Below are 20,904 nucleotides of genomic sequence, written 5' to 3' on the forward strand. Positions count from 1 at the left end.
CCTCGCATTGTTCACGGCGCACAATGCGGCCGCATTCCGAAATGCGCGTACCGCGGCGGTGCCGAATGCGCGGAGCCCAAGAAATTCACCGCGCCGGGGAGTTCTTCGCACCGGGGTCCTGAGAACTTCTCCTTCGCGGTACGGGAGAAACATAGGGATGACCTAGGGGGAGGACAGGGGTACAGAACAGCGCGCCGTGCCGCGACACTGATCGACGACCGGCCCTGTGCCGTGAGTCGGCGGCGGATATGGGCCGCGCGAGGTACCCCGCTCAACCGACGGATGTGGTGACATGCTGCGTACTGAACTGATCCGGCCGCTGCCCGAACTCCTGCGGGCGCACGCCGATCGGTTCGGGGGCAAGGTCGCCTTCCGGGACGCCCGCAGGAGCGTGACCTACGCCGAGCTGGAACAGCGCACCGGACGGCTGGCGGGCCACCTCGCGGGACTGCGGCTGCAGCCGGGGGACCGTGCGGCCATCTACCTCGGCAACTGTGTGGAGATGGTGGAGTGTTACCTCGCCATCACCCGGGCCAGCGCGATCGGCTCGCCGTTCAACCCCCGTGCCACCGATGCCGAACTGGCCCACCTCCTCGACGACAGCGGCGCCCGCGTCGTCATCACCGACCCCGCCCACCTCCCGCAGCTCGCCCGCGTCCTGGAGGACCGCCGCGACCTGCGCGTCGTGGTCATCGGCAGCCGCGGCGTACCCGCCGACGCGCCCGCGGGAAGCCTCGCCTTCGAGGCGCTGGCCACCACCGAACCCGCCACCGGGCCGCGGGACGACCTCGGACTCGACGACCTGGCCTGGATGCTCTACACCTCGGGCACCACCGGCCGCCCCAAGGGCGTGCTGTCCACGCAGCGCAACTGCCTGTGGTCGGTGGCCGCCTGCTACGCCCCCGTCCCCGGACTGTCCGCCGACGACCGCGTGCTGTGGCCGCTGCCGCTCTTCCACAGCCTGTCCCACATCGCCTGCGTGCTGGGCGTCACCGCGGTCGGCGCGAGCGCGAGGATCGTCGACGGGTTCGAGGCCGAAGAGGTCCTCGACGCGCTCAGGGAGGACTCCGCCACCTTCCTGGCCGGAGTGCCCACCATGTACCACCACTTGGTCCGGGCGGCCCGACAAAAGGGCTTCACCGCACCCGAGTTGCGCATGTGCCTGGTCGGCGGCGCGATCACCACGGCGGAGCTGCGCCGTTCCTTCGAGGAGGCGTTCGGCGCCCCGCTGCTCGACGCGTACGGCAGCACGGAGACCTGCGGCTCGATCACGATCAACTGGCCCAGCGGCGCCCGCGTCGAGGGCTCCTGCGGCCTGCCCGTACCCGGCCTCGGCGTGCGCCTGGTGGACCCGGAAACGGGCCTGGACGTGGGCAGCGGGACCGAGGGCGAGGTCTGGGTGAGCGGTCCAAGCGTGATGGCCGGGTACCACAACCAGCCCGAGGCCACCGCCCAGGCGATCCAGGACGGCTGGTACCGCACCGGCGACCTGGCCCGCCGCGACGCCGCCGGGTACTTCACGGTGACCGGCCGCATCAAGGAACTGATCATCCGGGGCGGCGAGAACATCCACCCCGGCGAGGTCGAGTCGGTGCTGCGGCGGGTGCCGGGCGTGGCCGACGTCGCCGTCGTCGGCAAACCGCACGAGACGCTCGGCGAAGTACCGGTGGCCTGCATCGTCCCCGGCCCCGAAGGGCTCGACCCGCAGGCCCTGTTCGCCGCCTGCCGGGAACAGCTCTCGTACTTCAAGGTGCCCGAGGAGCTCTACGAGATCGCCGAGGTGCCCCGCACCGCATCCGGCAAGATCACCCGCCATGTCCTGCTCGAACAGCCCGCCAGGCTGCGCGCGTCCGGCACCAGCCACTACGAGTCGCTGTTCCGCCTCGACTGGGTCCCCCTGCCCTCCGTCCCCCCGCCGGCCGTGCCCGCAGGACGCTGGGCGCTGGTCGGCCGGGACACCGTGCACCTCACCGCCGAACTCCTCACCCGGGGCCTGGAAGTGACCGCGTACCCCGACCCGGCGGCCCTGCGCACCGCGGTGACGGCAGGCGTACCCGCCCCCGACGTCACCGTGCTCGCCGCGGGACGGGACACCGGACACGACGGAGTGCGGCAGCACGCCCGCGACCTGGTGGACTGGCTCCGCGACGAGCGGTTCGCCGACGGCACACTGCTCCTGACGACCCGCCGAGCGGTCGCCGCCGCGCCCGACGAGGACATCGCAGACCTGTGGCAGAGCGCCCTGTGGGGCCACGCGCGGTGCCTCCAGACGGAACATCCCGGCCGCCTCGTCCTGGCCGACCTGGACGGCGGCGACGACCGGACCACCGCCGCGCTGCCGTTCGCCCTCTCCCACGACGAGCCGCAGTTCGCGGTGCGCTCCGGAGTCGTCCTGCTGCCCCGGCTCGCCCGCGCGGCGACCCTCGCGGCCGGCGAGCGCGAACCCGCCCCCGACCCCCGGGGCACGGTACTGATCAGCGAGGCCGACGGCGAGGCCGCCGCCGAGACCGGCCGCCACCTGGTCATCGGCCACGGCGTACGCCATGTGCTGCTGGTCAGCAGGGGAGGGGAGACGGACAGCGCCGCGGCCGACCTCAAGGCCCAGCTGACCCGCGCAGGCGCCCGGGTCACCCTGGAGGCCTGCGACCTCACCGACCGCGCCGCGCTCGCGGACGTACTGGCACGCAACAAACGGCCCCTCACCGCGGTGTTCCACACCTGGGGCCGCCAGGACCCGCAGACCACCGGCTTCCTGCCCGCCGCCGCGGCGGCTGCCCTCAACCTGCACGAGCTGACCGCCGACGACCACCCCGCCTCCTTCGTGCTCTTCTCCTCGGCGGCCGGCCTGCTCGGCGCGACCGGGCAGGCCGAACACGGCGCGGCCGCCGCCTTCCTCGACGCCCTGGCCCAGCACCGCCGCGCGGCCGGGCAACCCGCGCTCTCCCTGGCGTGGGGACCCGGCGACGGACTCGGCGCCGACGACGCCCCGGCGCCCCGTACAGGCATCGGTAGGCTCTCCGCGCACGACTGCCGGGCCATGCTCGACGCGGCAAGGACCGCCGACCACGCCGTCCTGGTGGCGCTGCGCACGGTCCCCGAGGCGCTGCGCGCCGACGAGATACCCGCGCTGCTCCGCGACATCATCGAGCTGACCGAGCGCTCGGCCCCCCGCAGCAGCGCTGACGGCGCCGCCCTGCGCCAGGAGCTCACCGCCCTGCCGGACGCCGAACGCGACCGCGTGCTCCTCGACCTCGTACGCACCCACGCCGCGCAAGTCCTCGACCTGCCCGGCGGCCAGGCCATGGGCGCCGACCGGGCGTTCAAGGAGCACGGCTGCACCTCCGTGGGCGCCGTCCAGCTGCGCGGCAGGCTGGCCGAGGCGACCGGCCTGCGCCTTGCGGCCACCGTGGCCTTCGACCACCCCACCCCGGCCGCGCTCGCCCGCCACCTGCGCGACGTCCTCCTGGACGACACCGCCGTGCCTGCCCCCGTCCCCGTGGTCACGGCGGCCGCCGACGACGACCCCGTCGCCATCGTGGCCATGGGTTGCCGGCTGCCGGGCGGTGTCACCTCTCCCGAACAGCTGTGGCAGCTCGTGGAGCAGGGCCTCGACGCCGTCACCGAGTTTCCCGCCGACCGTGGCTGGGACATCGCCTCCCTCTACGACCCCGACCCCGACCGGCAGGGAACGACGTACGTCCGCGAGGGCGGATTCCTCCACGACGCCGGCGACTTCGACGCCGCCTTCTTCGGGATTTCGCCGCGCGAGGCGCTCGCCATGGACCCGCAACAGCGGCTGCTCCTGGAGACTTCCTGGGAGGTCTTCGAGCGGGCCGGCATCGACCCGACGTCACTGCGCGGCCAGCACGTCGGCGTCTTCTCCGGTCTGATGCACCACGACTACGGAAGCAGCGCCGCACACGCCCCGCAGGGTACCGAGGGCTACCTCGGGATCGGCACCGCGGGCAGCGTCGTCTCCGGCCGCGTCGCCTACACCCTGGGCCTCGAAGGCCCCGCGATCACCGTCGACACCGCGTGCTCCTCCTCCCTGGTGGCCCTGCACCTGGCGGCGCAGGCGCTGCGCGCGGGCGAGTGCACCATGGCACTGGCCGGCGGCGCGGCCGTCATGGCCGAGCCCGGCTCGTTCGTCGAGTTCTCCCGGCAGCGCGCGCTCGCCCCGGACAGCAGGTGCAAGGCGTTCGCCGAGGCCGCGGACGGCACCTCCTGGTCCGAGGGCGTCGGCGTACTCCTCCTGGAACGGCTGTCGGACGCACGGCGCAACGGCCACCAGGTCCTCGCACTGCTGCGCGGTTCCGCGATCAACCAGGACGGCGCGAGCAACGGCCTGACCGCACCCAGCGGACCCGCCCAACAGCGCGTGATCCGCCAGGCGTTGGCCCAGGCCCGGCTCACCTCCGACCAGGTCGACGCCGTCGAGGCGCACGGCACGGGCACCACCCTGGGTGACCCCATCGAGGCCCAGGCGCTCCTCGCCACCTACGGCCAGGGACGGCCCGCGGACCGCCCGCTGTGGCTCGGATCGCTGAAGTCCAACATCGGGCACGCACAAGCCGCCGCGGGCGTGGCCGGCGTCGTCAAGATGGTCATGGCGATGCGGCACGGTGTGCTGCCGCAGACCCTGCACGTCGACGAGCCCTCCTCGTACGTCGACTGGGCGGCGGGCGCGGTCGAACTGCTCACCGAGGCACGCGCCTGGCCGGAGACGGGACGGCCCCGCAGGGCCGCCGTCTCCTCCTTCGGAGTGAGCGGCACCAACGCCCACGTCATCCTCGAGCACGTCCCCGCGCCCGTCCCGGACAGCGACGGCGAGCGGACGGGTGACGAAGGCCCCCTGCCGCTGCCGGTGTCCGCGCGTGGACATCAGGCGCTGCAGGCCCAGGCGGCCCGCCTCGACGCCCATCTGACCGCCCGGCCCGAGCAGGAACTCACCGACGTGGCACAGGCGTTGGCAACCACCCGCGCAGCCCTGGAGCAGCGGGCCGTCGTCGTGGCCGCCGACCGGGAAGAGGCCCGGCACGGCCTCGCCGCCCTGGCCGAAGGCACCCCCGCGCCGAGCGTGCTCACCGGCAGCGCGGACCTCGAAGGCAAGGTGGTGTTCGTCCTGCCGGGCCAGGGCTCCCAGTGGGCCGGCATGGGCGCCGAACTCCTTGACTCCTCGCCGGTGTTCGCCCAGGCCATGACGGAGTGCGCCGACGCGCTCGCACCGCACGTCGACTGGTCGCTCCTCGACGTCGTCCGGCAGGTCCCCGGAGCGCCCACCCTCGACCGCTGCGACGTCGTCCAGCCCGTGTCGTTCGCCGTCATGGTCTCCCTCGCCCGGATGTGGCGCTCCCACGGCGTCGAACCGGACGCGGTACTCGGCCACTCCCAGGGCGAGATCGCCGCCGCCTGTGTGGCGGGGGCGCTGTCCCTGCCGGACGCGGCCCGAGTGGTGGCGCTGCGCAGCAGGGCCATCGCCCAGCACCTGGCGGGCCGCGGCGGCATGATGCCGGTCGCGCTCGCCCCCGACGAGGCCGCCCGGCGCCTTGCCGCCACCGCGTACGGGGAACAGATCGCCACGGCCGCGGTCAACGGCCCCTCCTCGGTCGTCCTCGCCGGCGCCCTCGACGCGCTGGACGCCCTCGCCGCCGAACTCGCCGAGGACGGGGTGCGGGCGCGCCGCATCCCCGTGGACTACGCCTCGCACTCGGCGCACGTCGAACAGATCGAGGACGAACTCGTCCGGGCCCTGCGGCCGATCACCCCGCGCTCCTCGGACATCCCCTTCTACTCCACCGTCGACAACCGCTGGCTGGACACCCGCGAACTCGACGGGCGGTACTGGTACCGCAACCTCCGCCAGACCGTCCGCTTCGAGGAAGCCACCCGCGCCCTGCTGGCGCAGGGCTTCGGGTTCTTCCTGGAGGTCAGCTCGCACCCGGTGCTGACCCCCGCGGTCCAGGAGACCGCCGAGCACACCGGCGCCGACGTACTGGCCTGCGGCACACTGCGCCGCGACGAAGGCGGTCTGCGGCGCTTCCTCACCTCGCTCGCCGCCACCTGGGTGCGCGGCCTCCCGGTGCACTGGTCGCCGTCCCCCCACGCCACCGGCGCGCGCCGAGTGGAACTGCCCACCTACGCGTTCCAGCGCCGCCGTTACTGGCTCGAAGCGGTCCCCGAATCCGGCGCCACGGCGACGGCAGACCCCGCCGAAGCGGCGTTCTGGGAAGCCGTCGACAGCGCCGACCCGCAGGCCCTCGCCACGACCCTGCGGGCGGGCGGCCAGGACGCGGGCGCCGACCTGAGCGCGGTCGCCGCCGTGCTGCCGGTGCTCTCCGACTGGCGCAGACGGTACCGGGAGCGGTCCGCCGCCGACGCGTGGCGCTACCGCGTGACCTGGCGGCGGCTGGCCGGCGACACCGCGGGAACCCTCACGGGCCGCTGGCTCGCCGTCGTCCCCACCGCCGGTGAGAGCGCCGCCGACGCCGCCACCGGCGGGCAGGACACGGACACGCTGCTCGACGGTCTGCGGGCCCTGGGCGCGCAGTTCGAGCGGATCGCCGTGGACCCGCGCCACGCCGAAGCCGGCGAACTCGCCGAGGTCATCCGGCAACACGCCCCCGAGAAGGGCGACTTCGACGGCGTACTGTCCCTCCTCGCACTTGACGAACGCGCCGTGCCGGAGGCCCCCGGCCACACCGCGGGCCTGGCGGGAACGGCCGCGCTGGTGCGGGCCCTCGCCGACACGGACAGCGGCGCCCCCCTGTGGACGCTCACCCGCGGCGCCGTCACCACCGGCCCCGGCGGTCCGGCGATCAGCCCGGCACAGGCCATGGTGTGGGGCCTTGGCAGGGTCGCCGCCCTGGAGCGGCCGCACACCTGGGGCGGCCTCGTGGACCTGCCGCAGACCCTCGACGAGCGGGCCCTGAGCAGACTGGCCGGAGCGCTCGGCCGGCGCGACGGCGAGGATCAGCTGGCCGTACGGCCGACCGGCCTCTTCGCACGGCGCCTGACACCGGCACCCCTCGGCGACGCGCCCCCCGCCCGCCGATGGGAACCGCACGGCACCGTCCTGGTCACCGGCGGCACCGGCGGCATCGGCGCCGAGGCGGCACGCCGACTCGCCGAGGCCGGCGCCGAACACCTGATCCTGACCAGCAGGCGCGGCCCGCACGCACCGGGCGCCGAGGAACTGGCCGCCGAACTCCGCGCCCGGGGAACACGCGTGACGGTCGCCGCCTGCGGGGCCACCGACCGCGACACCCTCAAGGACCTCCTGACGAACGCGCCCGGCGAGCACCCCCTCACCGCGGTGGTGCACGCCGCGGGCGTGGGCCAGGACAGCCCCCTGGACGCCACCGACGCCCAGGAGTTCACCCGGGTCCTGGCCGGCAAGGCCGCGGGTGCGGCACTGCTCGACGAACTTCTCGGCGACACCCCCCTCGACGCGTTCGTCCTCATGTCGTCCGGCGCCGGCGTATGGGGAGCGGGCCGCCAGGGCGCCTACGCCGCTGCCAACGCCTACCTCGACGCCCTCGCCGAGCGGCGCCGCGCCGCAGGCCGGACCGCTACGGCTGTGGCCTGGGGCTCGTGGGGAGGCGGCATCGGACTCGGCGCCGCGGCGGGCACCGCCGAACGACTGCGGCGCCTCGGCCTGCTCGGCATGCCCCCGCACAGCGCCCTCGCCGCACTGGTGCGCGCCGTCGAGCACGACGACACCTGCGTGGCCGTGGCGGACATGGACTGGGTGCGGTTCCACGCCGCGTTCACCGTGAGCCGCCCAAGCCCCTTCCTCCAGGACCTGCCCGACGTACGCGCCGCACAGGCCGCGCCGACGGCGCCCGACGGGGACGAACAGCGGCCCGCCACCGGTCTGGCGGCGCGGCTCGCCGCGCTGACCGGGCCCGAGCGCGACCGGGCCGTGCTCGACCTGGTCCGCGCCGAAGCCGCCGCCGTGCTCGGCCACACCGGCGCCGACGTCGTCGACGCCGCCCGCGCCTTCCGCGACCAGGGCTTCGACTCCATGACCGCCGTCGAACTGCGCAACCGCCTGGCCGAGGCGGCCGGACTGACGCTGCCGTCGACGCTGGTCTTCGACCACCCGACGCCCAGGGCCCTCGCGGACCGGCTGCGCGGCCTGCTGCTCGGGACCGGTCCTGAGCAGCCGCCCGTGTCGGGCCCGGCCGTCGCGGGACCCGACGACGACCCGATCGTCATCGTCGGCATGAGCGCCAGACTGCCGGGCGGCGTCGCCTCCCCGGAAGACCTGTGGAAACTCGTCGACGCCGGCGGCGACGCCGTGGCCGCGTTCCCCACCGACCGCGGCTGGAACGTCGACGACCTCTACGACGCCGACCCCGCCAAGACCGGCAAGTCGTATGTCCGGCACGGGAGTTTCCTCTACGACGCGGGCGACTTCGACGCCGCCTTCTTCGGGATCTCGCCGCGCGAGGCGCTGGCGATGGACCCTCAGCAGCGGCTGCTCCTGGAGACGGCGTGGGAGGTCCTGGAGCGGGCGGGCATCGACCCGCAGTCCCTGCACGGCAGCAGGACCGGCGTGTTCGTCGGCGCCATGCATCAGGACTACGGCGCCGGACAGAGCCCCGACCGGCGCGGCGTCGAGGGGTACTTCGTCACCGGCAACGCGGCGAGCGTGCTCTCCGGACGCGTGGCGTACACCTTCGGTCTCGAAGGCCCCGCCGTCACCGTGGACACGGCCTGCTCGTCGTCCCTCGTCTCCCTGCACATGGCCTGCCAGGCCCTGCGGTCGGGCGAGTGCGACCTGGCCATGGCCGGCGGCGTGACGGTGATGGCGACACCGGACGGATTCGTCGAGTTCTCCCGGCAGCAGGGGCTGTCCACCGACGGCAGGTGCCGTGCCTTCGCCGCCTCGGCCGACGGCACCGGCTGGTCCGAGGGAGCGGGCCTCCTGCTCGTCGAGCGGCTGTCCGACGCCCGCCGCAACGGCCACCCGGTCCTGGCCGTCGTACGCGGTACGGCCATCAACCAGGACGGCGCGAGCAACGGACTCACCGCCCCCAACGGCACATCGCAGCAGCGCGTCATCCGGCAGGCCCTCGCCGACGCCGGGCTGACAGCGGCCGACGTGGACGCCGTGGAGGCACACGGCACCGGCACCACTCTGGGCGACCCCATCGAGGCGCACGCCCTGCTCGCCACCTACGGCCAGGACAGGGCGGCGGACCACCCGCTGTGGCTGGGATCCCTGAAGTCCAACATCGGGCACACCCAGGCCGCCGCCGGCGTGGCAGGCGTGATCAAGATGGTGATGGCGATGCGGCACGGCGTCCTGCCCCGCACCCTGCACGTCGACGAGCCCTCCCCGCACATCGACTGGACCACCGGCGCCGTCGAACTGCTCACCGAGCCCCGCGACTGGTCCGTCGACGACCGGGCACGACGGGCCGGAGTGTCGTCGTTCGGCATCAGCGGCACCAACGCCCACGTCATCCTCGAACAGGCCCCCGCCGAGGACGGCCCCCCATCCGCCGCGGCCCCGCAGCATGCCGACGACCCGACCCGATCGCGGCAGCTGCCCGCCGTGCCGTGGCTGCTCTCCGGCCGCACCCCGCAGGCGCTGCGCGCCCAGGCCGAACGCCTCGTGGACTTCGCCGAAGGGCCCCTGGCGCCCGACGTTGTCGACATCGCGTACTCCCTCACCTCCCGCTCCGCCCTGGAGCACCGGGCCGTCGTCGTCGCCGACGACAGGGACGGGCTCCTCGCCGGACTGCGGGCCCTGGCCCGCGGCGAACAGGCCGCCGCGCTCACCCAGGGCGCCCCGGCCACCGGACGCTGCGCGGTGCTCTTCACCGGACAGGGCGCCCAGCGCATCGGCATGGGCCGCGAACTGGACGCCACCCAACCGGTGTTCGCCGAAGCCTTCGACGAGGTGTGCGCCGAACTGGACCCACGGCTGCCCCGCCCCCTGCGCGACGTGGTCTTCGGCGACGACCCGGCGCTCCTGGAACAGACCGCGATGGCCCAGGCCGCGCTGTTCGCCGTGGAAGTGGCGCTGTACCGGCTCATGGAGTCCTGGGGAGTACGGCCCGACGCCGTCGCCGGACACTCGGTCGGTGAACTCGCGGCCGCGCACGTCGGCGGAGTGCTCTCGCTGACCGACGCCTGCGCCCTGGTCGCCGCGCGCGGCAGGCTCATGCAGGCGCTCCCGCACGGCGGCTCCATGGTCGCGGTGGAGGCGTCCGAGGACGACGTCCTGCCACTGCTCGCCGGCCTTGAGAGCCGGGTGAGCGTCGCCGCGGTCAACGGCCCCTCGTCCGTGGTGCTCTCCGGCGACGAGACCGAAGTCCTGCGGCTGGCCGAGGAACTCGCCGCACGCGGCCACGTCACCAAGCGGCTCCACGTCAGCCACGCCTTCCACTCGCCGCTCATGGAGCCGATGCTCGACGACTTCCGCGCCGTCGTGGAACGGCTCACCTTCCGGCCGCCCACCGTTGCCTTCGTCTCGACCAGCACCGGAACGTCCGCGGACGCCGAGACACTGTGCTCGCCCGACTACTGGACCGACCAGATCCGCCAGTCCGTCCGCTTCCACGACGCCGTACGCACCCTCCACGACCACGGAGTCCGTACGTTCCTCGAACTGGGCCCCGGCGGAGTGCTCACCGCGATGGTCCAGGACTGCCTCGCCGAAGCGGGCGAAGCCGTCGCCGCCGTACCCACGCTGCGGCGCGACCGGAGTGAACCGCAGGCCGTCGTCTCCGCGCTCGCACGGCTGCACGTCCGCGGCGTCCCCGTGGACTGGGCCCCGCTGTTCACCGGCAGCGCCGTCCGCCCCGTCGACCTGCCCACCTACGCCTTCCAACGCCGCCGCTACTGGCTGGACTCCGGCACGGCGGCGGGCGACGCCGGCGCGGCCGGACTCACCGACGCGGCACACCCGCTGCTGCGCGGCCTCGTCACCCTGCCGGACAGCGACGGAGTGCTCTGTACCGGCAGGCTCTCCCTGTCCACCCACGCCTGGCTCGCCGACCACACCGTGGGCGGCGCCGTCCTGGTGCCCGGCACCGCACTCGTCGACGCCGTCGTAAGGGCCGGCGACGAAACCGGCTGCCCCCACCTCGACGAACTGATCACCGCCGCCCCGCTCGTCCTGCCCGAACAGGGCGCCGTCCAGCTCCAGATAGCCGTCGCCGCCCCCGACGGGACGGGCCGCAGGCCCGTGACCGTCCACTCCCGCCCGGCCGACGCGGCCCCCGACGCGCCCTGGACCCGGCACGCCGACGGCCTGCTCGCCCCCGCCACGGCCGACGCCCCGCCGACTGCCACCGGGACCTGGCCGCCGCCGGCTGCGGAGAGCGCCGACGTCGACGGCTTCTACCCGGCCATGCGTGAGGCCGGCTACGCGTACGGACCGCTCTTCCGCGGACTGCACAGCGCCTGGACCCACGGCGACAAGGTCTACGCCGAAGTCGCCCTGCCCGATGAACGAGCGGCCGACGCCCGGGAGTTCGGCCTGCATCCCGGGCTCCTCGACGCCGCTCTGCACGCGGCGAGCTTCGGCGCCCTGTCCGGCATCGGCAAGGACCGGCTGCTCCTCCCGTTCGCCTGGAACGGCCTCACCCTGCACGCCTCCGGAGCCACCGCGCTGCGCGTCACGCTCGCCCCGGCGGGACCCGACGCCTTCTCCCTGGAGGCCACCGACCCCGCGGGCGCACCGGTCCTCTCGCTCGCCTCGCTGGTGTTCCGACCCGTAGCCGCCGACCAGCTGCGCGGCCACCAGAGCCCCCACGACCTCATCCACCACCTCAACTGGACCCCGCTGCCCCTGCCCGACCGCACCCCGCAGTCCCCGGGCCCGCTCCTCGTCGACCTCACCGACACCACGGCGGCCGAGGGCCCCGAGCGGACACGCGAACTGTGCGACCGCGTCCTGCGGGCCGTCCAGAACCACCTGAACGAAGGGGACGAAAGGCATGAAGGACCCGGCCTCCTGATCCTCACCCGCAGCGGCTGCCTGCCCGAAGGGACCGGGACCAGCGACGCCCCCGACCCCGCGATGGCCGCCGTGTGGGGCCTGGTGCGCGTCGCGCAGTCCGAGCACCCCGGCCGCATCGCCGTGGCCGATCTCGACGGACACGAAGCTTCGCGGCAGGCCGCCCTGGCCGCCATCGCCTCCGGGGAACCGCAGATCGCGATCCGCGCGGGCCGCGCACTCGTGCCACGCCTCGCCCGACTGCCCGCCACCGCACCCGAACACGGCCGCACCCTCGACACCGAGGGCACCGTACTGATCACCGGAGGAACCGGCACCCTGGGCGGCCTCGTCGCCCGGCACCTGGCCGCCGAACACGGCGTGCGCAACCTGCTGCTCGTCAGCAGGACGGGCGACGCCTCTGCAGCCAGCCGCACCCTGCGCGCCGAACTGGCCGAGCAGGGCGCCCGGGTCACCCTCGCCGCCTGCGACGCGGGCGACCGCGATGCCCTGGCTGCCGTCCTCGCCGCGATCCCCGCCGCCCACCCGCTGACCGCCGTCGTGCACGCCGCCGGCGTCCTCGACGACGGCGTGGTCACTTCCCTCGGCCCCGAACGCTTCGAGCCCGTGCTGCGCGCCAAGGCGGACGCCGCCTGGCACCTGCACGAACTGACCAGGGACACCGACCTGGCCGCCTTCGTCCTGTTCTCCTCCGCGTCCGGCCTCCTCGGCACCCCGGGCCAGGCCAACTACGCCGCGGCCAACGCCTTCCTGGACGCCCTGGCCCAGCGCCGGCAGGCGCACGGCCTGCCCGCCACCTCCCTCGCCTGGGGGCTGTGGGCACAGACGAGCGGCATGACACGGCAGCTCGGCACCGGCGAACTGCGACGCGGCGGACGCGCCGGCATGGACGCCCTGAGCAGCGAAGAGGGCCTGCGCCTCCTCGACGCCGCCCTGCGGTCGGGCCACGCCCAGTTGATGCCCGCCCGACTGAACCTCGCCGTGCTCGGCGACGCGGACCCGGCGGACCTGCCGCCGCTGCTGCGCGGCCTGGTCCGCGCCCCGCGCAGAACCGCACGCGCCACCGCGGCCGCCGAAGGGCCCTCGCTCATCCAGCGCCTGACCGCCCTGCCCGACGCCGAGCGGGCCGAGGCACTCCTCGACCTGGTGCGCTCCGAGGCGGCCATCGCACTCGGCCACGACACCGCCGCGTCGATCGAGGCCGCCCAGGCGTTCAGCGGCATCGGCTTCGACTCGCTGACGGCCGTGGACCTGCGCAACCGCCTCACCGCCGCCACCGGTGTGCGGCTGCCTGCCACGCTGATCTTCGACTACCCCACCCCCATCGTCCTCGCCGACCACCTCGGCGGCAGGCTCGGCACGGTCCCCGAGGCCAGGCCCGCGGTCCTCACCGAACTCGACCGGCTGGAGGAGGCGTTCGCCACAGCGGGCGCCGACGACGAACTGCATGCGCACGTCGTGGCCCGCCTGGAGGCACTGACCGCCAAGTGGTGGTCCCTGGGCGGCGGAGCCGACGAACTCGGTGCAGACGTCGAGGACTTCGACTTCGACTCGGCCACCGACGACGAGATGTTCGGGCTCATCGACAACGAACTGGGGTCCTGAACATGGTCCGGGCCCTTCGCGTGAACGCTCAGGGAGAACAGACGTGGTGAACTCCGATGTGCTGATCGTCGGTTACGGGCCCGTCGGCCAGCTGGCGACGATCCTGCTGGCCCAGCACGGCCACACCGTCACGGTCGTCGAACGCTGGCCGCAGCCGTACAGCATGCCGCGGGCCGTCGCGTACGACGGCGAGGCGGCCCGGATCCTCGCCGCCACGGGCGTCGCCGGCCGCCTGGACGGCATCCGCGAGCCCACCGGCGAGTACGTGTGGGAGAACGCCCGCGGCCAGACCCTCATCCACATGGACGTACCCGGACAGAGCCCCTCGGGCTGGCCCGAGTCGACATCCATGTACCAGCCGGGCCTGGAGGCGGAGCTCGCCGCACGCGGCGCGGAACTCCCCGGCGTCACCGTGCACCGCGGTCAGGTCGCCGTGGAACTGACCGAGCACGAGGGCCGGGTCGACGTCGTCGCCGAGGACGCCGACGGCGGCCGGCACACGTACTCCGCCCGCTGGGTGATCGGCTGCGACGGCGCCAACAGCTTCGTCAGCGGCCGCATCGACTCCGCAGTGACCGACTACTCCTTCGCCCACGACTGGCTGATCTGCGACGTCGTCACACACGACAAGCGCGCGTACAAGCCCAACAACCTGCAGATCTGCGACCCGGCCCGGCCGCGCACGGCCGTCTCGGCAGGCCCCGGACACCGTCGCTGGGAGTTCATGCGCGTACCCGGCGAGACCGTCGAAGAACTCGGCGACATCGACAACATCTGGCAACTCCTCGGACTCTTCGGCCTCGACCCCGACAACGCCACCCTGGAACGGCACGCCGTCTACACCACACAGGCCCGCTGCGCCGACCAGTGGCGCTCGGGCCGGCTCCTCATCGCGGGCGACGCCGCACACGTCATGCCGCCCTTCGTCGGGCAGGGCATGTGTTCGGGCTTCCGCGACGCCGTCAACCTCGCCTGGAAGCTGCACCTCGTACTCGGCGGCCTCGCCGACGAGCAGCTCCTCGACACCTACACCGTCGAACGCAACTCCCACGTACGGTCGGCCATCGAGACGTCCATCGCCCTGGGCGAGGTGATCTGCCAGACCGACCGGGCCGCGGCCGCGGGACGCGACGCCTTCCTGCTGGCCGCCCGCGCCCGTGCCCGCGGCGGCCGCGACCAGGCGGCGTCCGGCGGCCCCGCCCTCGCCCAGTCGCTCACCGGCGGACTGCTGCGTACCGGAGCCGGCCACGCACCCCAGCCCGGCGCGGGCAACCTCGTCCCGCAGGCACGGGTGGCACAGGGCGGCAGGACCGGCCTGTTCGACGACGTCGTCGGCACCGGATTCACCCTGCTCTGCACCGAGGACCCGCGGCTCCTCCTCGACCCCGCGGACCTGGCGTTCCTCGACGCCCTGGACACCCAACTGGTGCGGGTGCTGCCCGCGGGCACGGCCCCGGAGAAGGCCGGGGAGCACGAGGTCGTCGACATCGACGACGTCTACCTCCCCTACCTCGCCGAAGCGGCCGCAGGCACCGCGACCGGCATGCTCGTGCGCCCCGACTTCTACCTCTTCGGCACCGCCCACGACCGCGACGACCTGGCCGCGCTCGTCGAAGATCTGCGTGGCCGACTCGGGCACACGCAGCCCTGAACTCCCCTCATGTCACACAGCACGGGAAAGGCAGCTCCGCAGATGTTCGAAGCAGTGAAGCAGTTCGGCAAGCTGGTCCAGATGATCACGACGGGCGACCCCGTCGAACGGACCCGCCGCCTCTACCAGTTCATGCCGCCGAGCTTCGAGTTCGTCGAGCGCACCACGACGTACTGCAACTTCGGCTACTGGAACGACGGCGTCACCAGCCTCGACGAAGCAGCCGAGGAGATGGCCACCAAGCTGGCCGACGCCGCCGGGATACAGAGCGGCGACACCGTCCTCGACCTCGGATTCGGCTACGGCGACCAGGACTTCTCCTGGCTGCGCGAACGACAGCCCAAGAAGATCCACGGCCTGAACATCACGCCCCACCAGATCGACCACGCACGCGGCAGGGCCACGAAGGAAGGAGTCGCGGACAGGCTCGACTTCCAGCAGGGCTCCGCCACCGACATCCCCTTCCCCGACAACACCTTCGACCGCGTGGTGGCCCTCGAATCCGCCTTCCACTTCTACCCGCGCAGCGACTTCTTCAAGGAGGCGTTCCGCGTGCTGCGGCCCGGCGGTGTCCTCGCCGTCGCCGATGTCCTGCCCACCAACGACGACGTGGTGCGCAAGGAACTCAAGTCGCGCGCCCTGAGTTGGATCCTCATCAGCTACGACGAGGCCAACTGGTACACCGCCGACACCTACACCAAGCAGCTCGCCGACGCCGGCTTCGAGCAGGCACGCGTCGACTCCATCCGCGACCGCGTGTGGGAGCAGTACCGCCAGTTCATGGTCAACAGGCTCGCCAGCCCCTCGTACAAGGCCAAGGTCAGCTCCACCAGCTACAAGGGCATGGTCCGCAACTGGAGCGACCAGGACCTGCTGAAGAAGGAACTCGCAGGCATCGACTACGTCATGGCCGTCGCGCACAAGCCGGCGGAGTGACGGGCAGCTACAACCGGCGGTGCACACAGCGGTGGCAGGGGTGAACGGGTGCGTTTGGTCGAGCGGGACGAACAGGTGCGGTACCTGGACCGCCTGGTGGACGAGTGCCGCGGACGGCGGGGACAGATCGTCCTGCTGAACGGCCCGGCGACGACGGGCAAGACCGAACTCCTGAGAGTGTGCGCGGACCGGGCCTCTGAGGACGTCCGTGTACTCCGTGCCACCTGCTCGCGCGCCGAGCAGTTCCTGCCCTTCGGGGTGCTCAGCCAACTCCTGCGCAGCGACGCCCTGCCGGGCGAGCTCATGGCCCGAGTGGACCGGTTACTGAGGGACGGGGCGTCTGCGGACGCCCCTCCCCGGCCGGACCACGACGCCGTCGAAGCGGCGGTCGTGCGCATCGTCCACGGCCTCGGCGTGGCCGTCCTCGACCTCGCCGCCGAGACGCCCCTGCTGATCGCCGTCGACGACGTCCAGCACGCCGACGTCCCCTCCCTGCACTGCCTCCTCTACATCGCGCGCCGACTCGGCTCGGCCCGCGTCCTGATGGTCCTCACCGACGAGGCGGAGTTCGAGACGCAGCACTCGCCGTTCCGCGCCGAGCTGCGCCGTCAGCCGCACTTCCACCAGCTGCGCCTCGCACCCCTCACTCGCGAGGGCGTTGCCGCGGTGCTGCACGGCGGGGCCGGGACACCCGCCGCCGGCGCCCCGCTCGCCGACACTCACACCGACGACGCGACACCCTGGGACACCGACGCATTCTTCCGCGCCAGCGGAGGCAACCCCCTGCTCCTGCACGCCCTCATCGAGGACCGGCACATCGCCGGCGCGCCCCGCGCCCAGGGATACGGGCTCGCCCTGCTGAGCTGCCTGTACCGCGACAGGCCCGCCGTGCTCCAGGTGGCCCGCTCCCTCGCCGTGCTCGGCGAAGGGGGCGGCGTCGACGAACTGAGCCAGCTGGCCGGGCTCGACACGGAGACCGTCAGCCGGGCCCTGCACGACATGGACGCCGCCGGACTCATCGACAAGCGCGCCTTCCGCCACCCGGTGGCCCGCGCCGCGGTCATCGACGACATCTCCCCGCAGGACCGCCTCGCCCTGCACCGCCGCGCCGCCCAGCTGATGCACGACCGGGGCGCACCCACGATGACCGTCGCCCGGCACCTTGTGGAAGCCCGGCACACCCACGGCCCCTGGGCGGTGCGGGTGCTCCTGGAAGCGGCTGAGCAGGCGATGCTCGACGAGGACCCGCGGCTGGCCACCGAGTGCCTCAAACTCGCCCACCGGTCCAGCTCCGACGAGCAGGACAGGCTGGCCATCAGGGCACGCCTCGCCCAGGCCGAATGGGAACTCAGCCCCTCCGCCGCGGCCCGCCACCTCACCCCGCTCGTCGCCGCCGTACGCAGCGGCCGGCTCGGCCACGGCGACCGCCTCGTCCTCCTGAGGCACCTGCTCTGGCACGGCAGGACCGACGAGGCCGAGACTGTCCTCAGACACCTCAGGGGCACCGCCGGCGACCAACGGACCGAATCCCGCGACGAACCACGCGACATCGAAAGGTGGCTGGCCGCCACCCACCCCCCGCTCGCCCGCAGAAGCCGCCACCCCCTCGCCCGCGGCGGCGACATCGGCCACCTGCTCACTCCGCTCAGCGACCCGTGGTGGCGCTCGGCCGCCGCCCTCGGCGACCTGATCACTCGCGGCCCCGACCAGCAGGCCGCCGACCGCGCCGAACAGATCCTCGCGGAGACCGGCGTCGGCCGCCGCAGCCCCTGGACCGAAGAGGCCGTCCAACTGGCCCTGTCCGTACTGATCTGCGCCGGGCGCCCCGGCAGCGCCGCGGACTGGTGCGACCGCCTCAACGACCCGGCCACCCCCCGGCAGACCCCGGTGCGCACCGCGACGCTGGCCGCCATGCGCGCCGAAGTGGCCATCAGACAGGGTGACCTGACGGCCGGCGCCGACCACGCACGCCAGGCACTGACCCACCTCGCGCCCAAGGCCTGGGGAGTCGCCATCGGCCTGCCGCTGGGCAGCCTCGTCCTCGCCGCCACCAGAACCGGCGACTACGAGGAAGCGGCGAAGTGCCTCACGCACTCCGCGACCGACGCCATGTTCCGCAGCCGCTACGGACTGCACTACCTCCACGCCCGCGGGCACTACCTCCTCGCCACCAACCACCCGCACGCCGCCCTCGCCGACTTCCTGTCCTGCGGCGAACTCATGCGTACCTGGGGCCTGGACGCGTCGGCGCTCATCCCCTGGCGCACCGGAGCCGCCGAGGCCTGGCTGCGCCTCGGCAACCCGGACCAGGCCAAGCGCCTCGTCTACGACGAGCTGACCAGAGCCGGCGCCGACGACCCACGCGCCCGCGGCTCGGCACTGCGCCTCCTCGCCGCGCTCGGCCCCGTCAGCAGACAGCCCGAACTGCTCACCGAAGCACTGGACCTCCTGGAGGACTGCGGCGACGGCTACGAACAGGCCAGGGTGCTCGTCGACCTCTGCCGCAGCTATCACGCACTCGACGAACACCGGCGGGCCCGCATGGTCTTCCGCAGGGCCTGGCACGTGACGAAGCTGTGCAACGCGGGCCCACTGAGCAAGGAACTCATGGCGGCCTCCGGCGACATCGGCGGATTCGAGACGGCACCCGTGGGCGCCGACGGCATCACCTCCCTCACAGGCTCCGAACGGCGGGTCGCCGCACTGGCCGTGATGGGCTGCACGAACCGCGAGATCGCCGGGAAACTGCACATCACCGCAAGTACGGTGGAGCAGCACCTGACACGCGTCTACCGGAAGCTCAACGTCAAGCGCCGAAAGGACCTCCCCGTGGACCTGCGCAACGACGGCGCCACGACCGAGCGCACCCCTCTCGGACGCCGCTGACCCACCGCCCCGAACCGCCCCCGCCCCGCCGCCGCGGAACCGACGGCCTCCCCCAAGGATTCACATGCCGCACACCACAGACGACCAGCGCACCACCCCCGCACCCGGCACCTACACCATCGACGCCGGACGCAGCACGATCGCCTTCACCACACGCCACTTCTTCGGCCTGGGCGCCGTACACGGAACGTTCGCCCTCGCCTCGGGCCAGGTGAACATCCTCGCCGAGCCCGCGCAGTCGTCGGCCACGGCCGTCATCGCCGCCGACAGCTTCACGACCGACAACGGAACCCGCGACAAGGTCGTGCGCTCACCCAAGTACCTGGACACCGCAACGCACCCCCACATCACCTTCGCTTCGAACGCCCTCCAGGACACGGGCACCGGATACGTCCTGCGCGGAGAACTGACCGTCAAGGCCACCGCTCATCCCGTCGAACTCGCCGTCGAACATCCGGATTGCGGGGCCGAAGGAATCCGCTTCAGCGCCACCACCCGAATCGACAGGTACGCATTCGGCATCACCGTCGACAAAGGCATGACCGCTCGTCACCTCACCCTTTCCTTCGACATTCTCGCCGTGCCCGCCACCGGAAACACTTCCGGCGAATAACGGACGAGGGAACCCGGCCATGGAGAACACGGTGACATATCTGGGAATCGACATCGGCGGCACGAAAGTCGCCCTGCGCGCCGAGAGCGGCACGCAATCCCAGGAAGCCGTGTTCCCCTGGCCGAGCCCCGAAAGCACCGCATGCGAAGACCTGGCAGCCCTCGCCACGCAGGTCCGCGCGCTCCTCGCCGGTACGCCCGGCCCGGTCGCCTCCGTCGGTATCGCCATGCCCGCCACCGTCGACGGCGCCGGCCGGGTGACCACCTGGCCGAACCGCCCCTCCTGGACGGGACTCGACCTGCGCGGCGCGCTCCACCCCCTGTTCCCCGGGAGCGAGGTCGCCTGGGCCGACGACGGAGACCTCGCCGCCCTCGCCGAGGCCGACGCGGCGGGCTGCCGGAACCTCGTCTACCTCGGCGTCGGCACCGGCATCGGCGGCGGCATGGTCGTCGACGGCCGGCCCTGCCCCGGCGCGGACCGCGGTTCCTGCGAAGTCGGCCACGTGATCGTCGACAGGACCGGACCGCGCTGCGACTGCGGCCGCCGTGGCTGCGTACAGGCCATCGCATCCGGCCCGGCCACCCTGCGCAGGGCGGCACGGCTGCGCGGCACCACCACGACCTTCGACGACCTCGGGCAAGGCCTGCGCGACGACGAGCCCTGGGCCGTCGCCGCCGTACAGGAAAGCTGCGCCGCCCTGGCCGTCGCCGTCGTCAACCTCAACGAGCTCGTGCACCCCTCCCTGGCCCTGATCGGCGGCGGATTCGCCGACGGACTCCCCGGATTCACCGACCGAGTGGCAGCCGCCGCGACCGCCCTCACCAGGCCCGGCCACCGGCTCGCCCCCGTCCGTTCCGCCGCACTCGGTGGGCTCTCCTCCCTGCGCGGCGCACTCCTCCTCGCCCGGGGTACGCACTCCGGGTACGGGGTTCCCGGCTGAGGGCTGTCCCGTAACCCCTGGCGGGCACGCGACGACAGCTACGGCACCTCGCCGCCAGGGATTACGGGGCAGCCCTTAGGGGGCTGCGGCAACCGCCTAGGGGTTGTCCGGTTCGACGAGCCACCCGTAGATTCCCCGAGTAGGGAGGATCATTTCGGAGTGCGCGGTGCTGCGAATTCACCGAAGAAACCACTCAGGTATTCCGGTCGGAACGCGCCAGTCGTGCCACTCCACGGGACCGAGCTCAATGACGCTCATTGGTGCCCATCGATGACGAATTGAGGCTCGTTGACGGACCG

General features: G+C 73.2%; 6 protein-coding genes. All 6 read left to right on the forward strand.

The window, feature by feature from the left end; translation table 11 throughout:
- Positions 1 to 292 precede the first annotated feature (292 nt).
- Positions 293 to 13,579, forward strand: coding sequence for a type I polyketide synthase (locus tag ACZ68L_RS01200; protein ID WP_469573159.1), 13,287 nt, complete (start codon positions 293 to 295; stop codon positions 13,577 to 13,579).
- A 43-nt stretch (positions 13,580 to 13,622) separates the two neighbouring features.
- Complete coding sequence (gene mhpA, locus ACZ68L_RS01205) at positions 13,623 to 15,230, forward strand: bifunctional 3-(3-hydroxy-phenyl)propionate/3-hydroxycinnamic acid hydroxylase MhpA (protein ID WP_469573161.1); 1,608 nt, start codon at positions 13,623 to 13,625, stop codon at positions 15,228 to 15,230.
- Positions 15,231 to 15,272: 42 nt separating this feature from the next.
- Positions 15,273 to 16,166, forward strand: coding sequence for an SAM-dependent methyltransferase (locus ACZ68L_RS01210; protein WP_469573162.1), 894 nt, complete (start codon positions 15,273 to 15,275; stop codon positions 16,164 to 16,166).
- Between the two features lie 48 nt (positions 16,167 to 16,214).
- On the forward strand, positions 16,215 to 19,052 hold the full coding sequence (locus ACZ68L_RS01215; protein ID WP_469573164.1) for a helix-turn-helix transcriptional regulator: 2,838 nt from the start codon (positions 16,215 to 16,217) through the stop codon (positions 19,050 to 19,052).
- A gap of 64 nt (positions 19,053 to 19,116) precedes the next feature.
- Positions 19,117 to 19,665, forward strand: coding sequence for a YceI family protein (locus ACZ68L_RS01220; RefSeq protein WP_469573166.1), 549 nt, complete (start codon positions 19,117 to 19,119; stop codon positions 19,663 to 19,665).
- Positions 19,666 to 19,684: 19 nt separating this feature from the next.
- The gene (locus tag ACZ68L_RS01225; protein WP_469573167.1) at positions 19,685 to 20,605 is read left to right on the forward strand and encodes an ROK family protein; all 921 of its coding nucleotides are present in this window, start codon (positions 19,685 to 19,687) and stop codon (positions 20,603 to 20,605) included.
- Positions 20,606 to 20,904 lie beyond the last annotated feature (299 nt).

It is taken from the genome of Streptomyces sp. NPDC104309 (genome assembly GCF_055584025.1).